Here is a 20,170-nt window from a genome sequence, read left to right as displayed (position 1 = left end):
TCGCGACGTGTCGCAGACGGATTCCCCTCGCCCCCGGCTCCTGCTCCTCGACGGCCACTCGCTGGCCTACCGCGCGTTCTTCGCGCTCCCGGTGGAGAACTTCGCCACCGCCTCAGGACAGCACACCAACGCCGTCTACGGGTTCACCTCGATGCTGGTCAACGTGCTGCGCGACGAGGTCCCGACCCACGTCGCGGTCGCGTTCGACAAGTCGCGCCAGACCTTCCGCCTCGAGGAGTACGCCGAGTACAAGGCCAAGCGCAACAAGACCCCGGGGGAGTTCAGCAGCCAGCTGCCGCTGATCCAGCGGGTCCTCGACGCGCTCCACATCACGCACATGGAGCTCGACGGCTACGAGGCCGACGACATCATCGCCACGCTCACCACGCAGGCCGTGGCCGAAGGCATGGAGGTGCTGATCCTCACGGGCGACCGCGACTCCATCCAGCTCGTCACCGAGACCTCCACCGTGCTCTACCCGATGCGCGGCGTGAGCGACCTGGCCCGCCTCACCCCGGCGTACGTCGAGGACAAGTACGGCGTGCCGCCCTACCGCTACCCCGAGCTCGCGGCCATCGTGGGGGAGACCTCCGACAACCTGCCCGGCGTGCCCGGTGTGGGCCAGGGCTACGCCGCGAAGTGGATCAACCAGTTCGACGGGCTGGACAACGTCATCGCCCGGGCCGACGAGATCACCGGCAAGAAGGGCGAGGCGCTGCGGGAGCACCTCGGCGACGTCATCCGCAACCGGCGCCTCAACGCGTTGGTCCGTGATCTGACCCTGCCCGTGCGCCCGGGTGAGCTGGCCCGACAGCCCTGGGACCGCACCGCCGGGCTCGAGCTCCTCGACGAGCTGGAGTTCCGCGGCGAGCTGCGCACCCGCCTCATGGACACCATCGACCCCGACCCGGGTGGCGAGGTGTCCGAGGAGGGCTTCGAGCTCGACGGCGAGCGGCTCCCCGCCGGCGGGGTGGCGGCCTGGCTGGAGGCCCATGTGTCGGCCGGCGAGCGGGTCGGCGTGGCCGTCCAGGGCGCCTGGCGCGCGGGCACGGGCGAGGTCGTCTCCCTCGCGGTGGCCACCGCCGACGGCACCGCTGCCTGGGTCGATGTCGCCGACGTGTCGCCCGAGGACGACCAGGCCCTCGCCGGCTGGCTGGCCGACCCGGAGCGCCCCAAGGTGCTCCACGACGCGAAGGGCCCGATCCTGGCGCTGGCGGCGCGCGGCTGGCGGCTCGGCGGCCTGGCCGTCGACACCGCGCTCGCGGCGTACCTCGTCCAGCCCGACCAGCGCTCCTACGACCTCGCCGACCTGACCCTGCGCTACCTCAAGCGCGAGCTCCGCCAGGACACCGGTGACGCCGACCAGCTCACGCTGGACGCGATCGACGACACCGGCACGAGCGACGTCGCGATGCTGACGGCCAAGGCGGTGCTCGACCTGGCCGCGGCGCTCGACGCCGCGGTGGAGGAGCACGGGGGCACCCAGCTGCTGGCCGACGTCGAGCTGCCGCTCATCGGCACCCTGGTCCGGATGGAGCAGACCGGCATCGCCGTCGACACCGACTACCTCGAGGGGCTCGAGTCCGAGTTCGGCGACCAGGTCCGCTCCGCCGCTCAGGACGCCTACGACGTCATCGGCAAGGAGATCAACCTCGGCTCGCCCAAGCAGCTGCAGGTGGTGCTCTTCGACGAGCTCGACATGCCCAAGACCAAGCGCACCAAGACGGGCTACACCACCGACGCCGACGCGCTGCAGCAGCTCTTCGAGAAGACCGAGCACCCGTTCCTGCAGCACCTGCTGCGCCACCGCGACGTCATCCGGCTCCGCCAGACCGTGGAGGGCCTGCTCAAGACGGTGGCCTCCGACGGGCGGATCCACACGACCTACAACCAGATCATCGCGGCGACGGGGCGGTTGTCCAGCACCGATCCCAACCTCCAGAACATCCCGATCCGCACCGAGGCGGGGCGGCGCATCCGCGAGGGCTTCGTGGTCGGTGAGGGGCACGAGTGCCTCATGACCGCCGACTACAGCCAGGTCGAGATGCGGATCATGGCGCACCTCTCCGAGGACGCCCTGCTCATCGAGGCGTTCCGCTCGGGCCAGGACTTCCACTCGATCACTGCTGCCCGAGTCTTCGGCGTCGACGCCGACGCCGTCAGCACCGAGCAGCGGGCCAAGATCAAGGCGATGAACTACGGCCTCGCCTACGGCCTGTCCGCCTTCGGCCTCTCCCAGCAGCTGCGGATCAGCACCGGCGAGGCGGCCGGGCTCATGGAGGAGTACTTCGAGACCTTCGGTGGGGTCCGCGACTACCTCGGCGGCATCGTCGACGAGGCCCGGCGCTCCGGCTTCACCGAGACGATCATGGGACGTCGCCGCTACCTCCCCGACCTCACCAGCGACAACCGCATGCGGCGCGAGACTGCCGAGAGGATGGCGCTCAACGCGCCGATCCAGGGCTCGGCCGCCGACCTGGTCAAGGTCGCCATGCTCGGGGTCGAGGCTGCGCTCGCCGAGCAGGGGTTGCGCTCGCGCATGCTGCTGCAGGTCCACGACGAGCTCGTGTTCGAGGTCGCCACGGGGGAGCGCGAGGCGCTCGCCGCCCTGGTGCGCGAGCAGATGGGCGCGGCCGCCGACCTCGCGGTCCCGCTCGACGTGTCGGTCGGCACCGGACGCAGCTGGCACGAGGCCGCGCACTGAGGCGAGCCGCCGCAGGTGCGCAGGGTCGTCAGGCGACCGGAGCAGCCACCGGGGCGCTGGTCGCCTGCTCCCGCAGGACGTGGACGGTGGCGCCGAGCAGCAGCACGAGCAGGACGGCGTCCGCGGCAACCACGGTGGTGAGCAGGCCGAGCAGCGTGTCCTGCATGAGACCCACGGAGACCACGACGGCGAGCGCGGCCCACACCGCCAGCACCGTCCATCGGCCGCGACGGGCCAGGACGGAGTAGACCAGCAGCTGGATCATGGACAGCAGCGTGCCGAGGATGGCGAAGAGCCACAGGTACGGCTGGATCTCGGAGAAGTCGGCTCCTCCCGCGAAGACCATGGCCAAGGGCGCGAGCAGCCACGCGGCGAGGGTGCCGAGCACGCCGAGGCCCGCGATCAGGGTCAGGCTGCGGACCATCGCCCGGCGCCGCTCGTGGGCGGTGGACATCGCGGGGAAGGCCACGACCACCACGAACTGCGGCAGGAAGAGCATCGCCTTGCTGATGATCAACCCGGCGGCGTACAGGCCGGCGTCGTGGTCCGAGAGCACGTTGCGGGCGACGATGATGTCGACGTTCGAGAGCGCGAAGAACGCCAGCAGCGCGTGGGAGTTGTGCAGGCTCTCCTTGAGGATCGCGGTGCCGCCGTGCTCTGGACTGGCGTCCCCGGCTTGGCGGCCGCCGCGCAGCACCCACCACCCGACGACGGCCGGTGCGAAGAAGCCGATGGTCACGCCGAGCAGGGCGGTGAACTCCCCGGGAGCGAGCACGATCAACGCGGTGGCGATCACCAGGCGTGGCAGCCCCGCGGCCACGTAGACCAGACCCAGGGGCGCCCACCGTCGTTCGCCCTGCAGGATCCCGGCCTGGCCGCCCATGATGGTGAGCGGCACAGCAGACACGGCGATGAGCGCCGTGGTCGGGAGGCTGTCGAGACGCAGCATGCGGTCGATGAGGGGGGTCAGCGCCAGGAGCAGGAGCCCGAGCGCGGCGGCGGCGCGGTAGGTGACGCGCATGATCGAGCGCTCGATCTGCGCGACGTGACCACGGTCCGCGGAGATGCGACGGGCGGCCGTCGCCTGCAGCCCGAGGGAGAGCACGCTGACCACGATCAGGAAGTTCATGGCGGCGATGAGCGCGCCGTAGTCCTTGGGGCCGAGAAGATAGGTCGCCAGCATGGTGAACGCGTAGGTCGCGATGTTCATGATGCCCATCGCGATCGCGATGCCGGCGCTGGTCTGCGCCAGCGTGCGGGCACGATCCAAGGCTGGCACGGGGCGAGCCTAAGGGGTCGCCTGCCAGTAGGGTCGGACGCCCGCCCGCTCCGCCCGGAGCGCCCGAATCGGCCCGAAGGAGGAGTGGTGTCCACGGAGCGCCCGCCCGCCCCTGCTGCCGGTACGCCGCGTCGGTCGAGGCTGGTCGCAGCCCTTCCCGCCGCCTGGGCGTTCCTGCTGCTCCTCCTCATGCTCGGCCCGGCGCTCGGGTGGGGTTACGTGCTGAGCTACGACATGGTGTGGGTGCCGCAGCTGGACCTGCGCAGCGACACGCTCGGGCTCGGCAGTGCGTTGCCCCGGGCGGTGCCTTCCGATGCCGTGGTCGCCGTCCTCGACGGGGTCGTCCCGGCGGTCCTCCTGCAGAAGGTGGTGCTCGTCGGGGCACTCGTGGGCGCCGGGACCGGCGCCGCGGCCCTGGTCTCCGAGCGCTCGGTCCCCGCGCGACTGGTCGCCGTGACGATCGCGGTGTGGAGCCCCTTCGTCGTGGAGCGCCTGCTGATCGGCCACTGGCCGTTGCTCGTCGGGTACGCCGTCCTGCCCTGGCTGCTGGTGACGTTGCGGGGGAGCGCCCCTGGCCGGCCCCTGCCGCTACGGGTGCCGGTCCTGCTGCTCCTCGGCAGCCTGAGCGCCAGCGCCGGGCTGGTGACGGCGGTCGCCGCCCTGGCCGCGGGCACCCGCCGCGGTGATCCCCGCCGCACGCTGGTCCTCCTCGGGTGGCTCCTCGTGGCCAACGCACCCTGGGTGGTCGCCGGCCTCGTCCAGCCGTCGTCGGCCACCTCGGACCCCGTCGGTGCTGAGCTGTTCGCCACCGCGGGGGAGGGTCTCCTGCCGGGACCCCTGGCCGCACTGTCCTTCGGTGGCATCTGGAACGCCGAGGTGGTCCCCACCTCCCGCACGGGGTGGGCGGGCGTGGCGCTGACCGCGATCCTGGTCGTGGCGGCAGGGCTGGCGATCGTCCGCCTGGCCCGAGGGCATGCCCACGTCACCGGGCTCGCGGCGCTCGTCGTCTGCTGGGGCGTCGGCTACGGGCTGGCGGCGCTCAGCTGGGCGGCGCCCGGTGCTCTCGGATGGCTGGCCGCGAACGTACCCGGAGGCGGGCTCCTGCGGGACGGTTCCCGGCTGCTCGGCCTCGCGGTCCCGCTCGTGGTCGTCCTGGTGGCGGTCGCGGTGGACGGCCTGCTCGAGCGCCTGCCCGACCGCGCGACACGCGTGCTCGTGGGCGGCGTCCTGGTGCTCGTCCCGCTGAGCCTGATGCCGGACGCGGTGTGGGGCGTCGGCGGACGGTTGGCCGCCGTGTCCTACCCGGCTGCGTACGACGACGCGCGGGACGCGGTCTCGATTGCACCGGTCGGTGACGCGGTCTCGCTCCCCTTCGTGAGCTACCGCGCCCCGGTGTGGAACAACGGCGGGCACCGTGTGCTCGACCCGCTCGGGCGCTACCCGGACCGGCCGGTCGTGGTCAACGACGAGCTCGTAGTCTCCGGCACCCGGATCGCGGGGGAGGACCCTCGTGCCGCGCAGGTGCAGACCGCCCTCGAGGCCCCCTCACCCGAGGCGCGCACCGCCGCGCTGCGGGCGGCCGGGGTGTCCGTGGTCGTGGTCGAGCAGCTCGACGGCTACCCCGTGCCTGCGGTCGCGGGCACGAGGACGCTGGACGGCGACCTCACGGTGGTCGAGCTCGGCCCGGCCCGGGAGGTGTCGGTGTCGGGAGCACGACGGGCCGCGATGTCGACCGCCTGGGCGGCCTGGGTGCTGGTGCCGTCGGCGGCACTGGCCGCGGGGTGGTGGCGACGCCGACGCGGGCGCGGATGACGCGTGGGGTATTCGGCTCGCGAAATGGCGCACGGGGCCGTACTGACTGGTAGGGTCCGCGTCGTACCTGAGGAGGGTCATCCACAATGGGATCTGTCGTTGCGCCGCTCGTGAGCATCGTTGCCGGAGCAGTTCTTGGTGTCACCACGCTGATGGGCGTCATCTCGTCCCAGACCGGTGCCCCCGACCAGTCCCCGGCCAACGCCGAGGCCCCGGCCCTCGAGTACGGCACCGTCTCCGAGTGATCCCGCGGGCGCGGCCGTCGGTCGTGCCCCTGCCGGACCGCAGCGTCCGGACCGGCCCTCACTCCTCGTCGGGGTCCTGGCTGTCGATGACCTCGCCGCGCAGGGCGCTCGCCACGACGTGGGCGAACGACTCCTGCGCGTGGCCCCAGGTGAACCGGTGGCTCATCGCGTGCGCCCCCTCACCGAGGCGCGCCCGCTCCTCGGTGTCGTCGACCAGGCGACCGAGGACTGCGGTGAACGCGGCCTCGTCGTCGACGAGCACCCCCGAGCGGCCGTCGGCGACGGACTCGCGCGTCCCGCCCGCCGAGCGGTAGGCCACGGTGGGGGTCCGGTGCATGCCGGCCTCGCCGATCACCAGGCCCCACCCCTCCTTGAGCGAGGGCAGGCCCAGCAGCCACGCCTGCTCGTAGACCTCGTGCTTGCGCCGCTCGTCGACGTGCCCCTCGAACACCACCGTGTCCCCGGCGCCGCGCGCCTCGGCGTACGCGTGGAGCTCGGCCTCCCACCAGCCGCTGCCGACGACGTGCAGCCGGAGGTCGGGGTGGCGGGTCCGCAGCGCGAGCGCCGCGTCGATGGCATGCTCGACCTGCTTGTGCGGGACCAGGCGGCCGACGACGGCGATCATGGGGTGGGGCGCCTTGCCCACGCCGACCGGGATGACAGGGTCGGTGCCGTTGTGCACCACGGCGATGCGCTCGCGGTCGACCCCGAGGTCGACCAGCTCGCCGCGGGTGGCCCGCGAGACGGCGACGTACTGGCAGGCGCGGTAGAGGCGCGGGGCGAGTCGGCGCTCGATCCACCAGCCCACCCGGCCGCTGAGCCCCGGGTAGACGACCGGCCACTGCTCGCGGTGCACGTGGTGCACCAGCACGATGACCGGTCTCCGGGTGGCGGCGCGGGTGAAGAACGGGAGGCCGTTCTGCACGTCCACCACGGCGTCCACGTGGCCCAGCTCGCGGCGGACCAGGGCCGAGACACCCTCCTTGTAGACGCTCAGCTTGGTGCCGCGACGCAGGAAGCGCACGCCGTCGACGGTCTCGTCGGGCGGTGCGGCCGCGTGGGCTGCGCAGAGGATGGTGACCCGGGCGCCGCGGGCCACGAGACCGTCGGCCATCTTCTCGAGGTAGCGCTCCGCGCCACCGCCCTCGGGGTTGTGCGTGTCCCGCCAGGAGAAGAACGCGATGTGGCGGCCGGAGAGGTCGTGGACGTCGGACATTGCCGCACAACCTACAGCTACCGCGGGGTAGGGTCTGCGCGTGCCGAGCCAGATCCGTCCCGCCGAGGTGCCCCCCACCTCCCCGGGACAGCGACGCTGGAGGGCCGACCTGAGGCGCTCGCTGCACCTCTTCGGGGAGTTCCGCTACGAGCAGCCGGACCCCGCTCGCTTCTACACCGCGCTGGCCCAGGACTCGGCGGCCCAGGTCGGGCAGTACGCCGACCTCGACGGCGCGCTGCTGCTCGACGTGGGCGGCGGCCCGGGCTACTTCCGTGACGCCTTCCGCGCGGCGGGCGCGACGTACCTCGCCCTCGACTCCGACGTCGGTGAGCTGGCCGGGGCCGGCGACATCGGGGCCGGCACGGTCATCGGTAGCGGCATGCAGTTGCCGTTCGCGGACGCCTCGGTGGACATCTGCTACTCCTCCAACGTCCTCGAGCACGTGCCCGAGCCGTGGCGGATGGCCGAGGAGATGGTGCGGGTCACCCGACCCGGCGGGCTGGCGTTCATCAGCTACACGACCTGGTACGGCCCGTGGGGCGGCCACGAGACCTCGCCCTGGCACTTCCTCGGCGGGCGCAGGGCGCGACGCCGGTACTCAGCGAGGCACGGCCACGAGCCCAAGAACAAGTACGGCGAGTCGCTCTTCGCCGTCACCGTCGCCGACGGCCTGCGCTGGGCCCGCACCCAGCAGCACGCCGACGTCGTCCACCTGCTCCCGCGCTACAACCCCTGGTGGAGCCGCTGGCTGCTCCGCGTGCCGGTGGTGCGAGAGGTGGTGACGTGGAACCTCGTGCTCGTGCTGCGGAAGAAGTGACCCAGGACGTCTCGCGGTTCCGGTGGCGGCTCCTCGCCGCCTGCATGCTGCTGACCGGCCTGGCCATGACGCAGTCGCCGGGGCTCCTGGTGCCCGACACCAAGCTGGACCTGGCGATCGCGCCGCTGGACTTCCTGGCGCGGGCCGCCCACCTGTGGGACGGCGAGGGAGCGTTCGGGCAGCTCCAGAACCAGGCGTACGGGTATCTCTGGCCGATGGGTCCGTTCTTCGCGCTGGGGTTCGTGCTCGACGTGCCCGGGTGGGTGGTCCAGCGCCTCTGGATGGCCCTGGTCCTGTGCGTCGCCTTCCTCGGCACCGCGAAGGTCGCGCGCGCCCTGGGGGTGCGCTCGGACCTCGCGTGCATCGTCGGCGGGATCGCCTTCGCGCTGTCCCCGCGGATGCTCACCGTGCTCGGACCGAGCTCCATCGAGGTCTGGCCGATGGCCCTGACGCCGTGGGTGCTCCTGCCGCTGGTGATCGGCGCGGAGCGTGGCTCGCCGCGCCGCGCGGCCGCTCTCTCGGCGCTGGCCATCGCGATGGTGGGTGGGGTCAACGCGGCCGCCACGAGCGCCGTGCTCCCGCTGGGTGTGCTGTGGCTGCTCACCCGCGAGCCGGGCGCTCGTCGCCGTTCGATGATGCTGTGGTGGCCCGTCTTCACCCTGCTGGCCACCCTGTGGTGGCTGGTCCCGCTCTTCCTCCTCGGCGCCTACAGCCCGCCGTTCCTCGACTTCATCGAGTCCGCGGGCATCACCACCATCCCCACCAACCTCGCTGACTCCCTGCGGGGGACCTCGAACTGGGTGCCCTACGTGGACGGGACCTCCCGGGCCGGCAACGACCTGATCCGGGAGTTCTACCTTCCCCTCAACAGTGCGCTCGTGCTGATGGCGGGAGTGCTGGGCCTGGCCCTGCGACGGACACCGCACCGCCTGTTCCTCGTCAGTGGCGTCGTGACGGGGCTGTTCCTCGTGTCGATGGGGCATGTGGGCGCCGTGCAGGGCTGGTTCGCGCCGGGCATCCAGGAGCTGCTCGACGGGGTCCTCGCCCCGCTGCGCAACGTCCACAAGTTCGACCCGATCGTGCGGCTGCCGCTGGTGATCGGCCTCGCCTGGCTCACGGACGCCCTGGTCGAGGCTGCCCGGGACGCGCGGACCGCGCGCCCGGACCGGACCAACTACCGGGTCCTGGCGGGGATCGTCGCCTTCTCGGTCCTCGCCGCCGCGACGCCTGCAGCCGCCGGCCGGATCACGCCTGCCGGCGGCTTCGAGGAGGTCCCGGACTACTGGTACCAGGCAGCGGACTGGCTCGCCGAGGAGCAGGAGTCCGGGGTGGCGCTTCTGGCGCCGGGCACCATGTTCGGCGCCTACGTCTGGGGCGCCGCGCGCGACGAGCCGTTCCAGGCCCTCGCCTCCACCCCGTGGGCCGTCCGCAACGCCGTGCCCCTCACCCCTGCGGGCAACATCCGGATGCTCGACGCGATCGAGGAGCGCTTCGCGCAGGGACACGGGTCATCCGCGCTCGCCGACTACATGCGCCGCAGCGGCATCAGCCACGTGGTGGTGCGCAACGACCTCACGCGCAGCGACGACCACCCCGACCCCGTGCTGGTGCACCAGGCCCTCGACGAGTCCGAGGGAATCGACCTGGCGGCCACGTTCGGCCCGGCGCTCGGCGGCGGTGCGCACGTCGACGGCGAGCTCGGCCGCGCGCTCATCAACGGTGGCTGGCAGAACGACTACGCCGCGATCGAGGTCTACGCGCTCGACGAGCCGCCGACCGCCGGGACGGCCACGGAGGAGGCGCCGGTCGTCGTCGGTGGACCCGAGGACCTGCTCGACCTGACCGATCTCGGCGTCATCGAGGACGTCCCCACCCGGCTGGCCGCGGACGTCGGCGACGGCAACACCGGCGGGGCTCCCGTCGTGCTGACCGACGGCTACCGCTCGGTCGTCCGCCACTTCGGCCGCATCCACGACGCGACGTCCCCGGTGCGGACCCGAGAGCAGGCGGAGGCACCGCAGGAGACGGTCCCCGACTACGAGCTCCCCGACAGCGCCCGGTGGTCGACGTACGCCGAGTACACCGGGATCGAGGGGGTGCGCGCCTCCAGCTCGCTCTCCGACGCGGGTGCCAGCGCGTCCTCGACCGGTCGGCTGCCGTTCGCGGCGCTCGACGGGCACCCGTCGACCTCATGGCAGAGCACGCGTTTCAGCGACGAGGGGCACTGGTGGCAGGTGGACCTGTCCGGCGACGTCGTGCCGCGCACGATCGTGGTCACGGGCGCCCTGGTCGGCGACCAGGAGGTCGTGGTCAGCACCGATGACTGGGCGAGCGAGCCGATCGTCCTGGCCCCCGACAACCCGACGCGTATCACCGTGGGAGATGCGGAGTCGGACCACCTCCGGATCACCGACGTGTCCGGACGCACCAGCACCCCGCTCAACCTCGCCGAGGTCGAGCTGGACGGGATCGACCCCGCGCGTCTCCTGGCCCTCCCGGAGGTGCCCGAGGGTGCGGGTGCCCCCGATGCGATCGTGCTCCGCGCGCTCACCGACGACCGCACCGGGTGTGCCGTCGTGGACCTCGACGTGCGCTGCGTCCAGGGCCGCGAGGCCGCCGCCGAGGAGCCGTTGGGCATGGCGCGGCGGATCACGCTCCCGGAGGCGGCGGCGTACGACGTCTCGATCACGGCGCGCGGCGTGCCCGGGCGCGCCCTCGAGGCGCTGCTGCAGCAAGGCTCGTTCGTGAGCGTGGCCGCCTCGTCCACCGGCATCGCCGACCCGAGGGGCTCGGCCCTCGCTGCCGTCGACGGCAACGGCTCCACGACCTGGTCGGCGGACCTGTCGGACGTGCGACCCACGCTCGACCTCCGGTGGTTGCGCCCGCAGACGATCGACTCCATCGCGCTCCGGGTCGACCCGGACACGGCGGCCCGTGCCCCCGAGTCGTTGGAGCTCCGATGGCCCGGCGGGCGTCGTGCGGTCGAGCTCGACGAGGACGGCACGGCCACCTTCCGGCCGTTCCGGACCGACCAGCTGTCGCTCGTCGTGGATGAGTCCGAGCCGGCGACCACCGTCGACTTCAGCGGCGCCACGAGCGCGGTCCCGGTCGGTGTCACGGAGCTCCGGCTCGGTGGTGCGCAGGGTCTGCCCGCACTCCTGGGCGACGACGCGCTCGAGCTCCCCTGCGGGACCGGTCCCGAGCTCGCGGCCAACGGCGTGCGGCTGCGGACGTCCGTCACCGCCACGGCCCGCGACCTCTTCGACGGTGCGGCCGTGCCCGTGACGCCGTGTGGGGTCGGCGCCGTGTCGCTCCGCGCCGGCGACAACGTCGTCTCCGCAAGCGCCTCCGAAGCCTTCACACCGCTGTCCGTCGTGCTGGGGAGCGCGGCGCTGCCCCTGGGCGAGGGAACCCCGCTCGCGGGCAGCTCGGACGGCATCGGTGGCCAGTGGCTCGTCCCGGAGCCCGGGCAGGAGCTGGTGGCCGGTCACGAGAACACCAACCCCGGCTGGGTGGCGCACCAGGACGGGACGGAGCTCGAGCCGGTGACCGTCGACGGGTGGCGGCAGGGATGGCGTGCCTCCGGCACGGCCGGCGAGGTGACCGCGGACTTCGCTCCCGGGACGACGTACCGCTGGGCGCTCCTGGTCGGGGCAGCCGCCCTGCTCGCGCTGCTGGCCGCGCTGCTCGTCGGTCGACGCTGTCGCCCCGGTGCGGACGCGCCGATGTCCGCCGAGAGGTCACTGCACCCAGTCGTGCTGCTCGTGCTCGTGCCGGTTCTGGGTGCGTTCCTGGCCGGTCCGTCCGGCTGTGTGGTTGCGATCGTCACCGCGGGCGTCGTCGGGGCGGTGTGTCGCGTCCGCGCCGCGGTGGCCCGGGGGTTGGTGGCCGCGCTGGTCCTCCCCGCCGTGGGCGCCTACGCCTTCCTGCCGTGGGGAGGTCTCGATGACTGGGCGGGCAGCCTGGCGTGGCCGTCCTACCTGGTGGTGGCTGTCGTGTCGGGGCTGCTCGTCCTGGTCGCCGCCGACTCGCGCCGGCGGAGCTTGCCCTTGAGCCGGAGGGCCGGCAGCTCGACGACGCGGTAGAGGACCTCCGAGACGACGAGGGACAAGGCCAGGGTGGTCAGCCAGATGCGCAGGCCGTGGCCGGTGAACACCTCGATCCCGGTCAGCTCGAAGGCTGCGGCGAGCAGGGCGAGGTGGATGCAGAAGATGCTGTAGCTGATGTGTCCGAGGTGTCGCAGGGGCTGCCAGACCATCACGCGCCGATAGGCACCGGGCACGGCGAACACTCCGCTCAGCACGAGGAGCGTGCCCACCAGCGTGTAGAGCAGGTGCTTGGTGATCGACTCGGTGACGGTGGGGGCCTCAAGCAACGTCGGACCCGCCAGCGGTGTCGCCGCCACCAGCAGCAGGCCGGCGGCGAGCGCCCAGCACACCCCCGGCTGGCTCCCGAGCGCCACGACGTGACCGACCACCCGTGACCTGGACCCGCGCTGGTGCTGCACGTGGACGAAGGCCAGGCCGATGCCCGTGGCGAACCAGGTGAGGTACGCCGGGAGCCAGAGGCCGGGGGAGCCGGCGACGTGGGCGTCGAGGCTGGGTGCCACGGTCAACCAGGCGAGGTTGCCCACACCCATCAGGACCAGGAGGAGGGCGAGCCAACGAGCGCGGACGCCGCCCCTGCCGACCGCCCACATCAGCGCGGGGAGGACGAGGTAGAACGACGCCTCCACGGCGAGGCTCCACATGTGGGTCAGGCCGAAGGGCAGCGACTTGTCGACGAAGGAGTCGAGCAGCGCCAACGACACGAGCCAGTCGATCGGATCCGCACCCTCGTTGCCGTCCACGAAGAGGTAGGCGGCCACCACCGCGACGGCGTACACCGGCAGGATGCGCAGCGCTCGCTTCTCGTAGTAGGTCCCCAGCTCGGGAGCCGGCAGGTCGAGTGCCAGGCGTGCCAGGTAGGAGCGGGAGAGGAGGAACCCGGACAGCACGAAGAAGATGGCCACGCCCACGTCGAGTCGGGCCAGGAGCGTGCCTCCGAGGCCGTTGCCGAGGTACTCGCCGGTCTGGAACGCCGTGTGGGTCGTGAGCACGGCGATCGCACCGACCGCACGCAGGGTGTCGAGGACGGGGAACTGGGGGCTGATCTCCACCCCGGTCGGTGCAGTGCGCGCGGGGGACTCGCGGGTGGGCATCAGAGGACTCCTGGCTCGGGCGTGCCGACCTCGATGACGTCGACGCACAGCGTCGTCCCGGGCTCGAGGCCGGAGATGCGCACCTCGTCGAATGCTCCGGTCGCCTGGACGAACAGGCTGCCGATGCCGGGGTTGACGGTGGTCTCGCGGCTGACGTCCCCCGCCGTCACCGTGAGGTCGGTGCGTTGGGAGGAGAGGTACCCGATCCTGAGCCACCAGTAGACGTCGAGGGTGCCTCCCCGCAGCGGGATGGACCTACCGCTGGCGCCCACTCGCCATCCGCACTCGTCCACGGGGCCCGGTCGTGAGGTGATCGCTGCGTCGATCACCGTGGGTGCTACGGCACCTTCCTCGCTCACGGAGTGCAACGTCTGGCTGATCAGCGGGAAGTCCGCTCCGGACGTGTAGAGCGGGACGAGCGACTCCAGCGTGTTGTAGGGGAAGGAGAACCCGGGCATCACGTCCTGGGGCACCGGGCCCCCGGTGAGGTCGAGCGAACCGGCCGCGTCCACCTCGTTGCTCACCCGCTGCAGGTAGGTGGCTCCGGGATTGTCGGTGTGCCAGATGCGCGCGTACGTCGCCGTGCTCGCCAGGGCGCCCACCAGGTACAGGCAGGCCAGTGCTCCCGCGAGGACCTGTGTCGGTGCCACTGCGAGCAGTGGCCGCTCGCGTGGTTCGCTGGACTCGGCAGCACCCGGGACCGGCAACCAGACCAGCCCGAGCGCCAGCACGAGCGCACACACGGTCTCCGTGAGGTAGCGCATCTCCAGGCCGATGTCGGCCCCTGCGACGGGCGCGCGCGTGGTGAGCAGCAGGAGGTAGGCGCCCGCGAGGGACACGGCGAGGATCAACCAGGCGCGCCCGGTACGGCGACGCAGGAGGGCGCCGAGGACGATCGTGCCGATCAGGACCACCCAGGCGAGGTGGACCGACCAGGCCGGTGGGTCCGCGTATCCGGTGGGCGGGTTGCTGGTGTCCCAACGCCACGGACCGCCGACCGCCGCGCTTCCGAAGGCGGTGCCCAGCATCGTGTCCGCCAGGGCGCCGGCCAGCCCGCCTCCGCGGTCGTCCTCGACGAACGGCTGGGGGATCGCGACGACGTAGTAGAGGACGTACAGGCCGGCGGTGGTGCCGCCGGCAACGGCGGCCGGCCAGTAGCGCCGACCGATCTGCGACACGCGGGATCCCAACCCGCCCGAGGCGAAGTAGCCCAGGGCCAGCAGCGCGAGCACCGGCAGGACGAGCAGGGCCTTGACGTAGCACAGGAGCCCGACGACGAGGACCACTGTGGTGGCGGCGAGCCATCGCAGCCGACGGTCGCGGAGGTAGAGGACCCAGGTCGCCACCGACGCGAACCAGACGGCCTGCAGGGGCAGCTGGTTGAGCCCGGCCGCCCACCACATGAGGGCGGGAGCGCTCAGCGCGCTGAACAGGTACACCGCGAAGAGGGGAAGGATCTCGAGCCTGGTACCGAAGATCGTCACCAGCATCCACCAGCAGGCGAGCGCGGCCAGGGTCGAGAAGAGCATGCTGAACGCGACGGCCGTGCCCCATCCGGTGGCCACCTCGCCCGAGTTGCTGACCGTCCAGGCCACGAAGCGACCCACCGGCATGAACTGGCTGTCGAAGGGTGATGTGAGGTAGTCGAGGTCCAGGGCTTCATCCCGGGACTGGGCCAGCAAGCGGTAGTCGTCGGTGTAGAACCAGCTGCCGAGGAGCATCCAGCAGCGCAGGGCCACCTGGCCGAGGAGGAGCACGAGGGCGACGACGTGAACGCTGACAGCGTCGAGGGCGAAAGGCGTCCTGCGGGTGCGCCCATCCTCGTTCCCGACGTGGAAGAACCACGGCCACACCTTGTCCACGGGCCCTCCTCGGGCGGGAACTATGCCACAGGGACGACCGGCATCCGGGGGAGACGGACGGTTCAGGCGACGGGACCGACCGAACCCGCGAAGACCTCGCTGATGCAGGCGGTCCCGCTGGCAGAATCGGAGCGAAGTCGGATCTTCCGGGGGACCTCACCCTGGATCTGGATCTTGCGGCTCTGCAACCCGGGCGGCAGGGACACCGAGACCTCACGGTCCCCCAGGTCGATGGCGAGGTCGACTCCCTCGGCCGCGAAACCGTTGACCTGGATCGCCCAGTTCCAGAAGTACAGCGAGCCACTCATCGGCACGACGACCTCCTCACCGGCCGAGAGGGCATATCCGCAGCCCTTGACCGGACCAGGCTTCGCACGTACCGCCGGATCGACCGCGACTGTCTCCAGGCGGCCCGAGTCCGAGACGCGCCACAGCTCGTCACTCGCGACGCCGAACACGACGGTGTCCTCCACCGGAGCCAGCATGCTCGACAGGAGCGCGTGGTCGGCCCAGAAGGCCGCCGGCATCACGTCGTCGGGTGCGTAGGCGTCCCACAGCACCAACGGTTCTCCAGTCGTGCCGGCCGGGCTGGACGCCGCGATGTCCTGGCGCAGGGTCTCGACCCATTCACGTGCCGGTCGCACACCGACGCGTTGCGCCGCGAGGACGTTGGCGACCAGGAGCGACACGGTCACGGCCACGACGGCGCCGGCGAACCAGCGCCGACCCGTGCCGGCCGCCAGCGGGTCGCCCTCCGCCCCGCCGTGGGCAGGCGGCGCCACCTCGCGGATGACGAGCACCACGGTGAGCATCGCGACCGCGAGCCCGTCGATGTAGTAGCGATCGGTCAGCACCACGTCCCAGACGTCGTTGGTCCTGCTGCTGAACTGGACGAGGCCGACCGTCAGGACGACGTACCCGAGGGGCAGGGCCATCAACCACAGGGCACCCCGGTGTCGGACAGCCAGCCAGACCACGACCAGGAGGAGGATCCCGACGACCACCGCGGTCGTCGCCGGTCCCTGGGCGGTGGCCGCATCGCCGTCGACGCGCAAGGTGCCCCACGGCCCTCCCAGGAGGGACGGGAAGAACACCTGCGTGAGACCACGCCCGTAGTCGGAGAGCGCGGAGCCGAGGGTCTGACCGGCGAACGACGTCTCGACGGAGTTGCTGCTCGACGAGCCGCGGGTCCAGTAGAGGAAGAAGGCCAGGTAGGGCACCGAGATCGCGGACAGCAGGACGACCGGCTTCGCGATGACGCGAAGACGTTCGCGCAATCCGCCCTGCGCCACGGCCAGGAGCACGAAGGCCGTCGGGACCGTGGCGAAGAGGCACTTCTCCCAGAAGAAGAGCCCGACGACGAACGCCAGGCCCAGGAGGTACAGGTCGCGAGTGCGCCGCCGCTCGACCCACGAGCAGGCCAGCAGCGCCATGACGGCCATGCAGATCTGGAGCGGGAGCGCGGTCACGGCACATGCCCACCACATCATCGGACGCAGCATCACGGGGGAGAGCGCCAGGACCGCGAGGGGCAGCAGCGCCACCATCCGGCCACCGGTGAGCCTCTCGAACAGCCGGCCCCAGAGGGCGATGCTCAGGGCGGAGACCAGGGCCACCACGCCCACGACCACCGAGAAGTTGAGCGGGGACGCCATCACCATCAGCTTGGTGACCAGCAGCCCGCCGGGCATGACGTGGCTGTTGTAGTCCTGCATCAGGTAGGGCAGCAGGGGCATCGACGCGCTGCGCTCGATGAAGAGCCAGTCGTCGTCCTGCCAGGTCCACCGGGCCACCGTCCACGCACGCCACACGAAGGTGACCAGGACGAGCCCCACGACGGCGCGCCGGTACGGAGTGGCCAGCGCGGCGCGGGGAGACAGCACGGCGGCGATGGTAGTGCCTGGGCCACACGGGTCCCGGAGAACCGCCTCTTCCACGTGCATCCGGAGGTAGGTTGTGCGCGGCCACATGAAGGAGCACAGGCAACCGTGACCGACACTTTCCACTTCGACGTCTGCATCGTCGGCGGGGCTGGCCACGTGGGCTTCCCGCTGGCCGTCGCGTTCGCGAGCCGCGGCCTGTCCGTGGCCATCTTCGACATCAACGCGGCCGCGGTCGACCAGATCATGGCCGGGAGGGCGCCGTTCCTCGAGCCCGGCGTGCACGAGCCGCTGGCCGATGCCCTGGCCAGCGGTGCGCTCGTCGCCACCACCGACCGCGCCGTCGTCGGCCGCTCCGAGCACGTCGTCGTGGTGGTCGGGACGCCCGTCGACCAGTACCTCAGCCCGGATCCTGAGGCGGTGCCGCGCGCGGTCGGCGAGCTGATGCAGGACCTGCGCCCCGGGCAGCTCGTCATCCTGCGGAGCACGGTCTTCCCCGGCGTGACGCGCCGGGTCGAGCACCTGCTCGCGCCGCTCGACGGTGTCGAGGTCGCCTTCTGCCCCGAGCGCATAGCCGAGGGCCAGGCCATGACCGAGCTGTTCACGCTGCCGCAGATCGTCGCGGCCCGGACCGACGGGGCGCGGAAGCGTGCGGCGGCGCTGTTCGGGCGGCTGACCGAGACCGTGGTCGACCTCCAGCCGGAGGAGGCGGAGCTCGCGAAGCTCTTCACCAACTCGTGGCGCTACATCAAGTTCGCCGCGGCCAACCAGTACTACATGATGGCCAACGACCTCGGGCTCGACTTCTCGGTGATCCGGGCCGCGATGATGGAGGGCTACCCCCGCGCGGCCGACCTCCCGGGCGCCGGCTTCGCGGCCGGGCCGTGCCTGTTCAAGGACACCATGCAGCTGGCCTCGGTGACCGGGGGGAGCTTTCCCCTCGGTCACTCGGCGATGCTCGTCAACGAGGGCCTGCCGGACTACCTGGTCAAGAGCATGGAGGCCAGGCACGATCTCATGTCGATGACCGTCGGCATCCTCGGGATGGCCTTCAAGGCCGAGAGCGACGACCGCCGCTCGAGCCTGTCCTACCGGCTCAAGCGGGTGCTGGCCTTCCGGTCCGCCCGCGTGCTGGCGACCGACCCCTTCGTGACCGACGACCCCGACCTGCGCCCGCTCGACGAGGTGCTGGCAGAGTCCGACATCGTGGTCATCGGTGCGCCCCACTCGTCGTACGCCGACGTGCCGTTCGCCGGCCCGGTCGTCGACGTGTGGAACCTCCGCGGGCAGGGGGCCCTGGCGTGATCCCGGCCGCCGTCAGCGTCGTCATCCCCGCCTACCGGGAGGACGAGGGCATCCAGCGCGTGCTCGACCGGCTGCTCGACGCGATCACCGTCGACGTCGAGGTGCTCGTCGTCGTCGACGACGAGGCTGACCCGACGGTGGCCGCCGTCGCGGAGCACGTGGGCCACGACACCCGGGTGCGGACCCTGGTCAACACCTACGGCCGGGGGCCGGCCAACGCGATCCGCTACGGCATCGACGCGGCCTGCAAGCCGGTCGTCGTCGTCACCATGGCCGACGGCAGCGACGACCCGCGGCTCATCGACCCGCTGGTGCGTCTGGTCGAGCGCGGAGTCGTGGTGGCCGCGGCCTCCCGCTACTCACCGGGCGGGCAGCAGGTCGGGGGACCGATGCTCAAGGGCCTGATCTCGCGTGCCGCGGGCCGCTCGCTGGGCACGTTCGCCCGCGTCGGCACCGACGACGCCACCAACAGCTTCAAGGCCTACGACACCGACTTCGTGCGCGAGGTCGGGGTGCACAGCCGCAGCGGATTCGAGATCGGCCTCGAGCTCACCGCCAAGGCCCGCCGGCTGCGACTGCCGGTCGCCGAGCTGCCCACCATCTGGCTGGACCGGACCATCGGCGAGTCCAGCTTCGACATGAAGGCGTGGATCCCCAAGTACCTGCGCTGGTACCGCTTCGCCTACGGTCCCCAGCTGACGGTGGACCAGGTCCGCGACCAGGCGGCCCGCATCGCCCGGCTCAACAACGGTGCGGCCCCCGCCGCGGAACAGGACACCTGACCTGATGGATGGCCACACGGACGACCGGAGCGACATGCGCGTCCTCGTCACGGGCTCCGCCGGCTTCATCGGCGGGTACGTCGTGGAGGAGCTGCTCGCCCGCGGCTACAGCGTCACCGGCATCGACAACTACTCCAAGTACGGCCCGGTGACGAAGTCGTACGACGACCACCCCCGCTACACATTCGTCGAGGGTGACGTCCGCGACGTCGAGCTGATGGTGCGGCTGCTGGGCGACTGCGACCACCTGGTGGCCGGGGCCGCCCTGATCGGCGGCATCTCCTACTTCCACGCCTACGCCTACGACCTGCTCGCCACCAACGAGCGCATCATGGCCGCGACGTGCGACGCCGCGATCGAGGTGCTCGGACAGGGCCGGCTCCGGAAGGTGACCTACCTCAGCTCCTCGATGGTCTTCGAGTCCACCGACTCCTGGCCGTCCAAGGAGGGCGACGAGCGACGCGTCCCGCCGCCGCTGTCGTCGTACGGCTTCCAGAAGCTGGCCGTGGAGTACTTCGCACAGGCCGCATGGGACCAGTACTCGCTGCCCTACACGATCGTGCGCCCCTTCAACTGCGTCGGCGTGGGGGAGGGACGGGCCCTCGGGGACGTCGAGATCCCCAGCGGCAACGTCAAGCTCGCCATGAGCCACGTCGTGCCCGACCTGATCCAGAAGGTGCTGAAGGGACAGGACCCGCTGCACATCCTGGGCGACGGCCAGCAGGTGCGGCACTACACGTACGGCGCGGACCTGGCCCGTGGCATCGTCGCGGCGATGGAGTCCCCCGACGCCCGCAACGAGGACTTCAACCTGTCGACGGCCGAGTCCACCACCGTGCTGGACCTCGCCGAGGTCATCTGGCGCAAGATCCACGGCCCGGAGCGCCCGTTCGCGGTCGTCTCGGACAACCCCTACGAGCACGACGTCGCCAAGCGGGTCCCCGACGTGACCAAGGCCCGCGAGGTGCTGGGCTTCACCGCCGCGACTACCCTCGACGAGATGCTCGACGTCGTCATCCCGTGGGTCCGCCAGGCGATGGCCGACGGCGTCATCTGACGGCGCGACGA

General features: G+C 71.7%; 13 protein-coding genes. 8 read left to right on the top strand and 5 right to left on the bottom strand.

The features are described 5' to 3' along the window. Positions 1-7: 7 nt before the first annotated feature. On the top strand, positions 8-2,704 hold the full coding sequence (polA, locus tag DAE25_RS08675; protein WP_107765784.1) for a DNA polymerase I: 2,697 nt from the start codon (positions 8-10) through the stop codon (positions 2,702-2,704). 28 nt (positions 2,705-2,732) lie between these two features. Here polA and DAE25_RS08670 read toward each other — a convergent pair whose 3' ends face one another. After that, entirely contained in the window at positions 2,733-3,983 is a 1,251-nt protein-coding gene (locus DAE25_RS08670) for a lipopolysaccharide biosynthesis protein (RefSeq protein WP_107765783.1), read from the bottom strand. Positions 3,984-4,070: 87 nt separating this feature from the next. Between DAE25_RS08670 and DAE25_RS08665 the strand changes: the two genes are divergently transcribed. Further along, entirely contained in the window at positions 4,071-5,795 is a 1,725-nt protein-coding gene (locus tag DAE25_RS08665; RefSeq protein ID WP_107765782.1) for a hypothetical protein, read from the top strand. A gap of 86 nt (positions 5,796-5,881) precedes the next feature. Next, on the top strand, positions 5,882-6,040 hold the full coding sequence (locus DAE25_RS08660; RefSeq protein WP_107765781.1) for a DUF2613 family protein: 159 nt from the start codon (positions 5,882-5,884) through the stop codon (positions 6,038-6,040). 58 nt (positions 6,041-6,098) lie between these two features. Here DAE25_RS08660 and DAE25_RS08655 read toward each other — a convergent pair whose 3' ends face one another. Then, on the bottom strand, positions 6,099-7,256 hold the full coding sequence (locus DAE25_RS08655) for a glycosyltransferase family 4 protein (protein WP_107765780.1): 1,158 nt from the start codon (positions 7,254-7,256) through the stop codon (positions 6,099-6,101). 40 nt (positions 7,257-7,296) lie between these two features. Between DAE25_RS08655 and DAE25_RS08650 the strand changes: the two genes are divergently transcribed. Next, complete coding sequence (locus DAE25_RS08650) at positions 7,297-8,073, top strand: class I SAM-dependent methyltransferase (protein ID WP_234410934.1); 777 nt, start codon at positions 7,297-7,299, stop codon at positions 8,071-8,073. Next, entirely contained in the window at positions 8,040-12,158 is a 4,119-nt protein-coding gene (locus DAE25_RS08645; RefSeq protein ID WP_159083649.1) for an alpha-(1->3)-arabinofuranosyltransferase, read from the top strand. Before DAE25_RS08650 ends, DAE25_RS08645 begins: the two co-directional genes overlap by 34 nt. Here DAE25_RS08645 and DAE25_RS08640 read toward each other — a convergent pair. The 3 genes from DAE25_RS08640 to DAE25_RS08630 form a co-directional block, all read right to left on the bottom strand. Further along, a complete protein-coding gene (locus tag DAE25_RS08640) occupies positions 12,050-13,273 on the bottom strand; it encodes an acyltransferase family protein (protein WP_107765778.1) in 1,224 nt (407 codons plus the stop codon). The two genes, DAE25_RS08645 and DAE25_RS08640, sit on opposite strands and share 109 nt — an antisense overlap. Further along, on the bottom strand, positions 13,273-15,135 hold the full coding sequence (locus tag DAE25_RS08635) for a hypothetical protein (RefSeq protein WP_107765777.1): 1,863 nt from the start codon (positions 15,133-15,135) through the stop codon (positions 13,273-13,275). Before DAE25_RS08635 ends, DAE25_RS08640 begins: the two co-directional genes overlap by 1 nt. A 62-nt stretch (positions 15,136-15,197) precedes the next feature. Further along, positions 15,198-17,018 carry a hypothetical protein gene (locus tag DAE25_RS08630; protein WP_107765776.1) on the bottom strand — a complete coding sequence of 607 codons (1,821 nt, stop codon included), beginning with the start codon at positions 17,016-17,018 and terminating at the stop codon, positions 15,198-15,200. Positions 17,019-17,123: 105 nt separating this feature from the next. On the opposite strand from DAE25_RS08630, the gene DAE25_RS08625 reads away from it, so the two are divergent. From DAE25_RS08625 to DAE25_RS08615, 3 genes are read left to right on the top strand one after another with little or no spacing between them, the layout of a single operon-like run. Next, positions 17,124-18,320, top strand: coding sequence for a nucleotide sugar dehydrogenase (locus tag DAE25_RS08625; protein WP_107765775.1), 1,197 nt, complete (start codon positions 17,124-17,126; stop codon positions 18,318-18,320). Continuing rightward, on the top strand, positions 18,317-19,102 hold the full coding sequence (locus tag DAE25_RS08620) for a glycosyltransferase family 2 protein (RefSeq protein ID WP_107765774.1): 786 nt from the start codon (positions 18,317-18,319) through the stop codon (positions 19,100-19,102). The genes DAE25_RS08625 and DAE25_RS08620 overlap by 4 nt, the downstream gene beginning before the upstream one ends. Positions 19,103-19,106: 4 nt before the next feature. Next, complete coding sequence (locus DAE25_RS08615) at positions 19,107-20,159, top strand: NAD-dependent epimerase/dehydratase family protein (protein WP_234410933.1); 1,053 nt, start codon at positions 19,107-19,109, stop codon at positions 20,157-20,159. Positions 20,160-20,170 lie beyond the last annotated feature (11 nt).

The sequence above is a fragment of the Nocardioides terrigena genome (genome assembly GCF_003047265.1).
Taxonomy (GTDB): domain Bacteria; phylum Actinomycetota; class Actinomycetes; order Propionibacteriales; family Nocardioidaceae; genus Nocardioides; species Nocardioides terrigena.
The sequence above is the reverse complement of the archived record's forward strand: the minus strand, read 5'-3'. Positions and strand labels throughout refer to the sequence as shown.

Excerpts from the sequence above, each read along its gene's own strand:
- DAE25_RS08640 (WP_107765778.1), bottom strand. The coding sequence starts at position 13,273 with ATGCCCACCCGCGAGTCCCCCGCGCGCACTGCACCGACCGGGGTGGAG.
- DAE25_RS08655 (WP_107765780.1), bottom strand. The coding sequence starts at position 7,256 with ATGTCCGACGTCCACGACCTCTCCGGCCGCCACATCGCGTTCTTCTCC.
- DAE25_RS08660 (WP_107765781.1), top strand. The coding sequence starts at position 5,882 with ATGGGATCTGTCGTTGCGCCGCTCGTGAGCATCGTTGCCGGAGCAGTT.
- DAE25_RS08615 (WP_234410933.1), top strand. The coding sequence starts at position 19,107 with ATGGATGGCCACACGGACGACCGGAGCGACATGCGCGTCCTCGTCACG.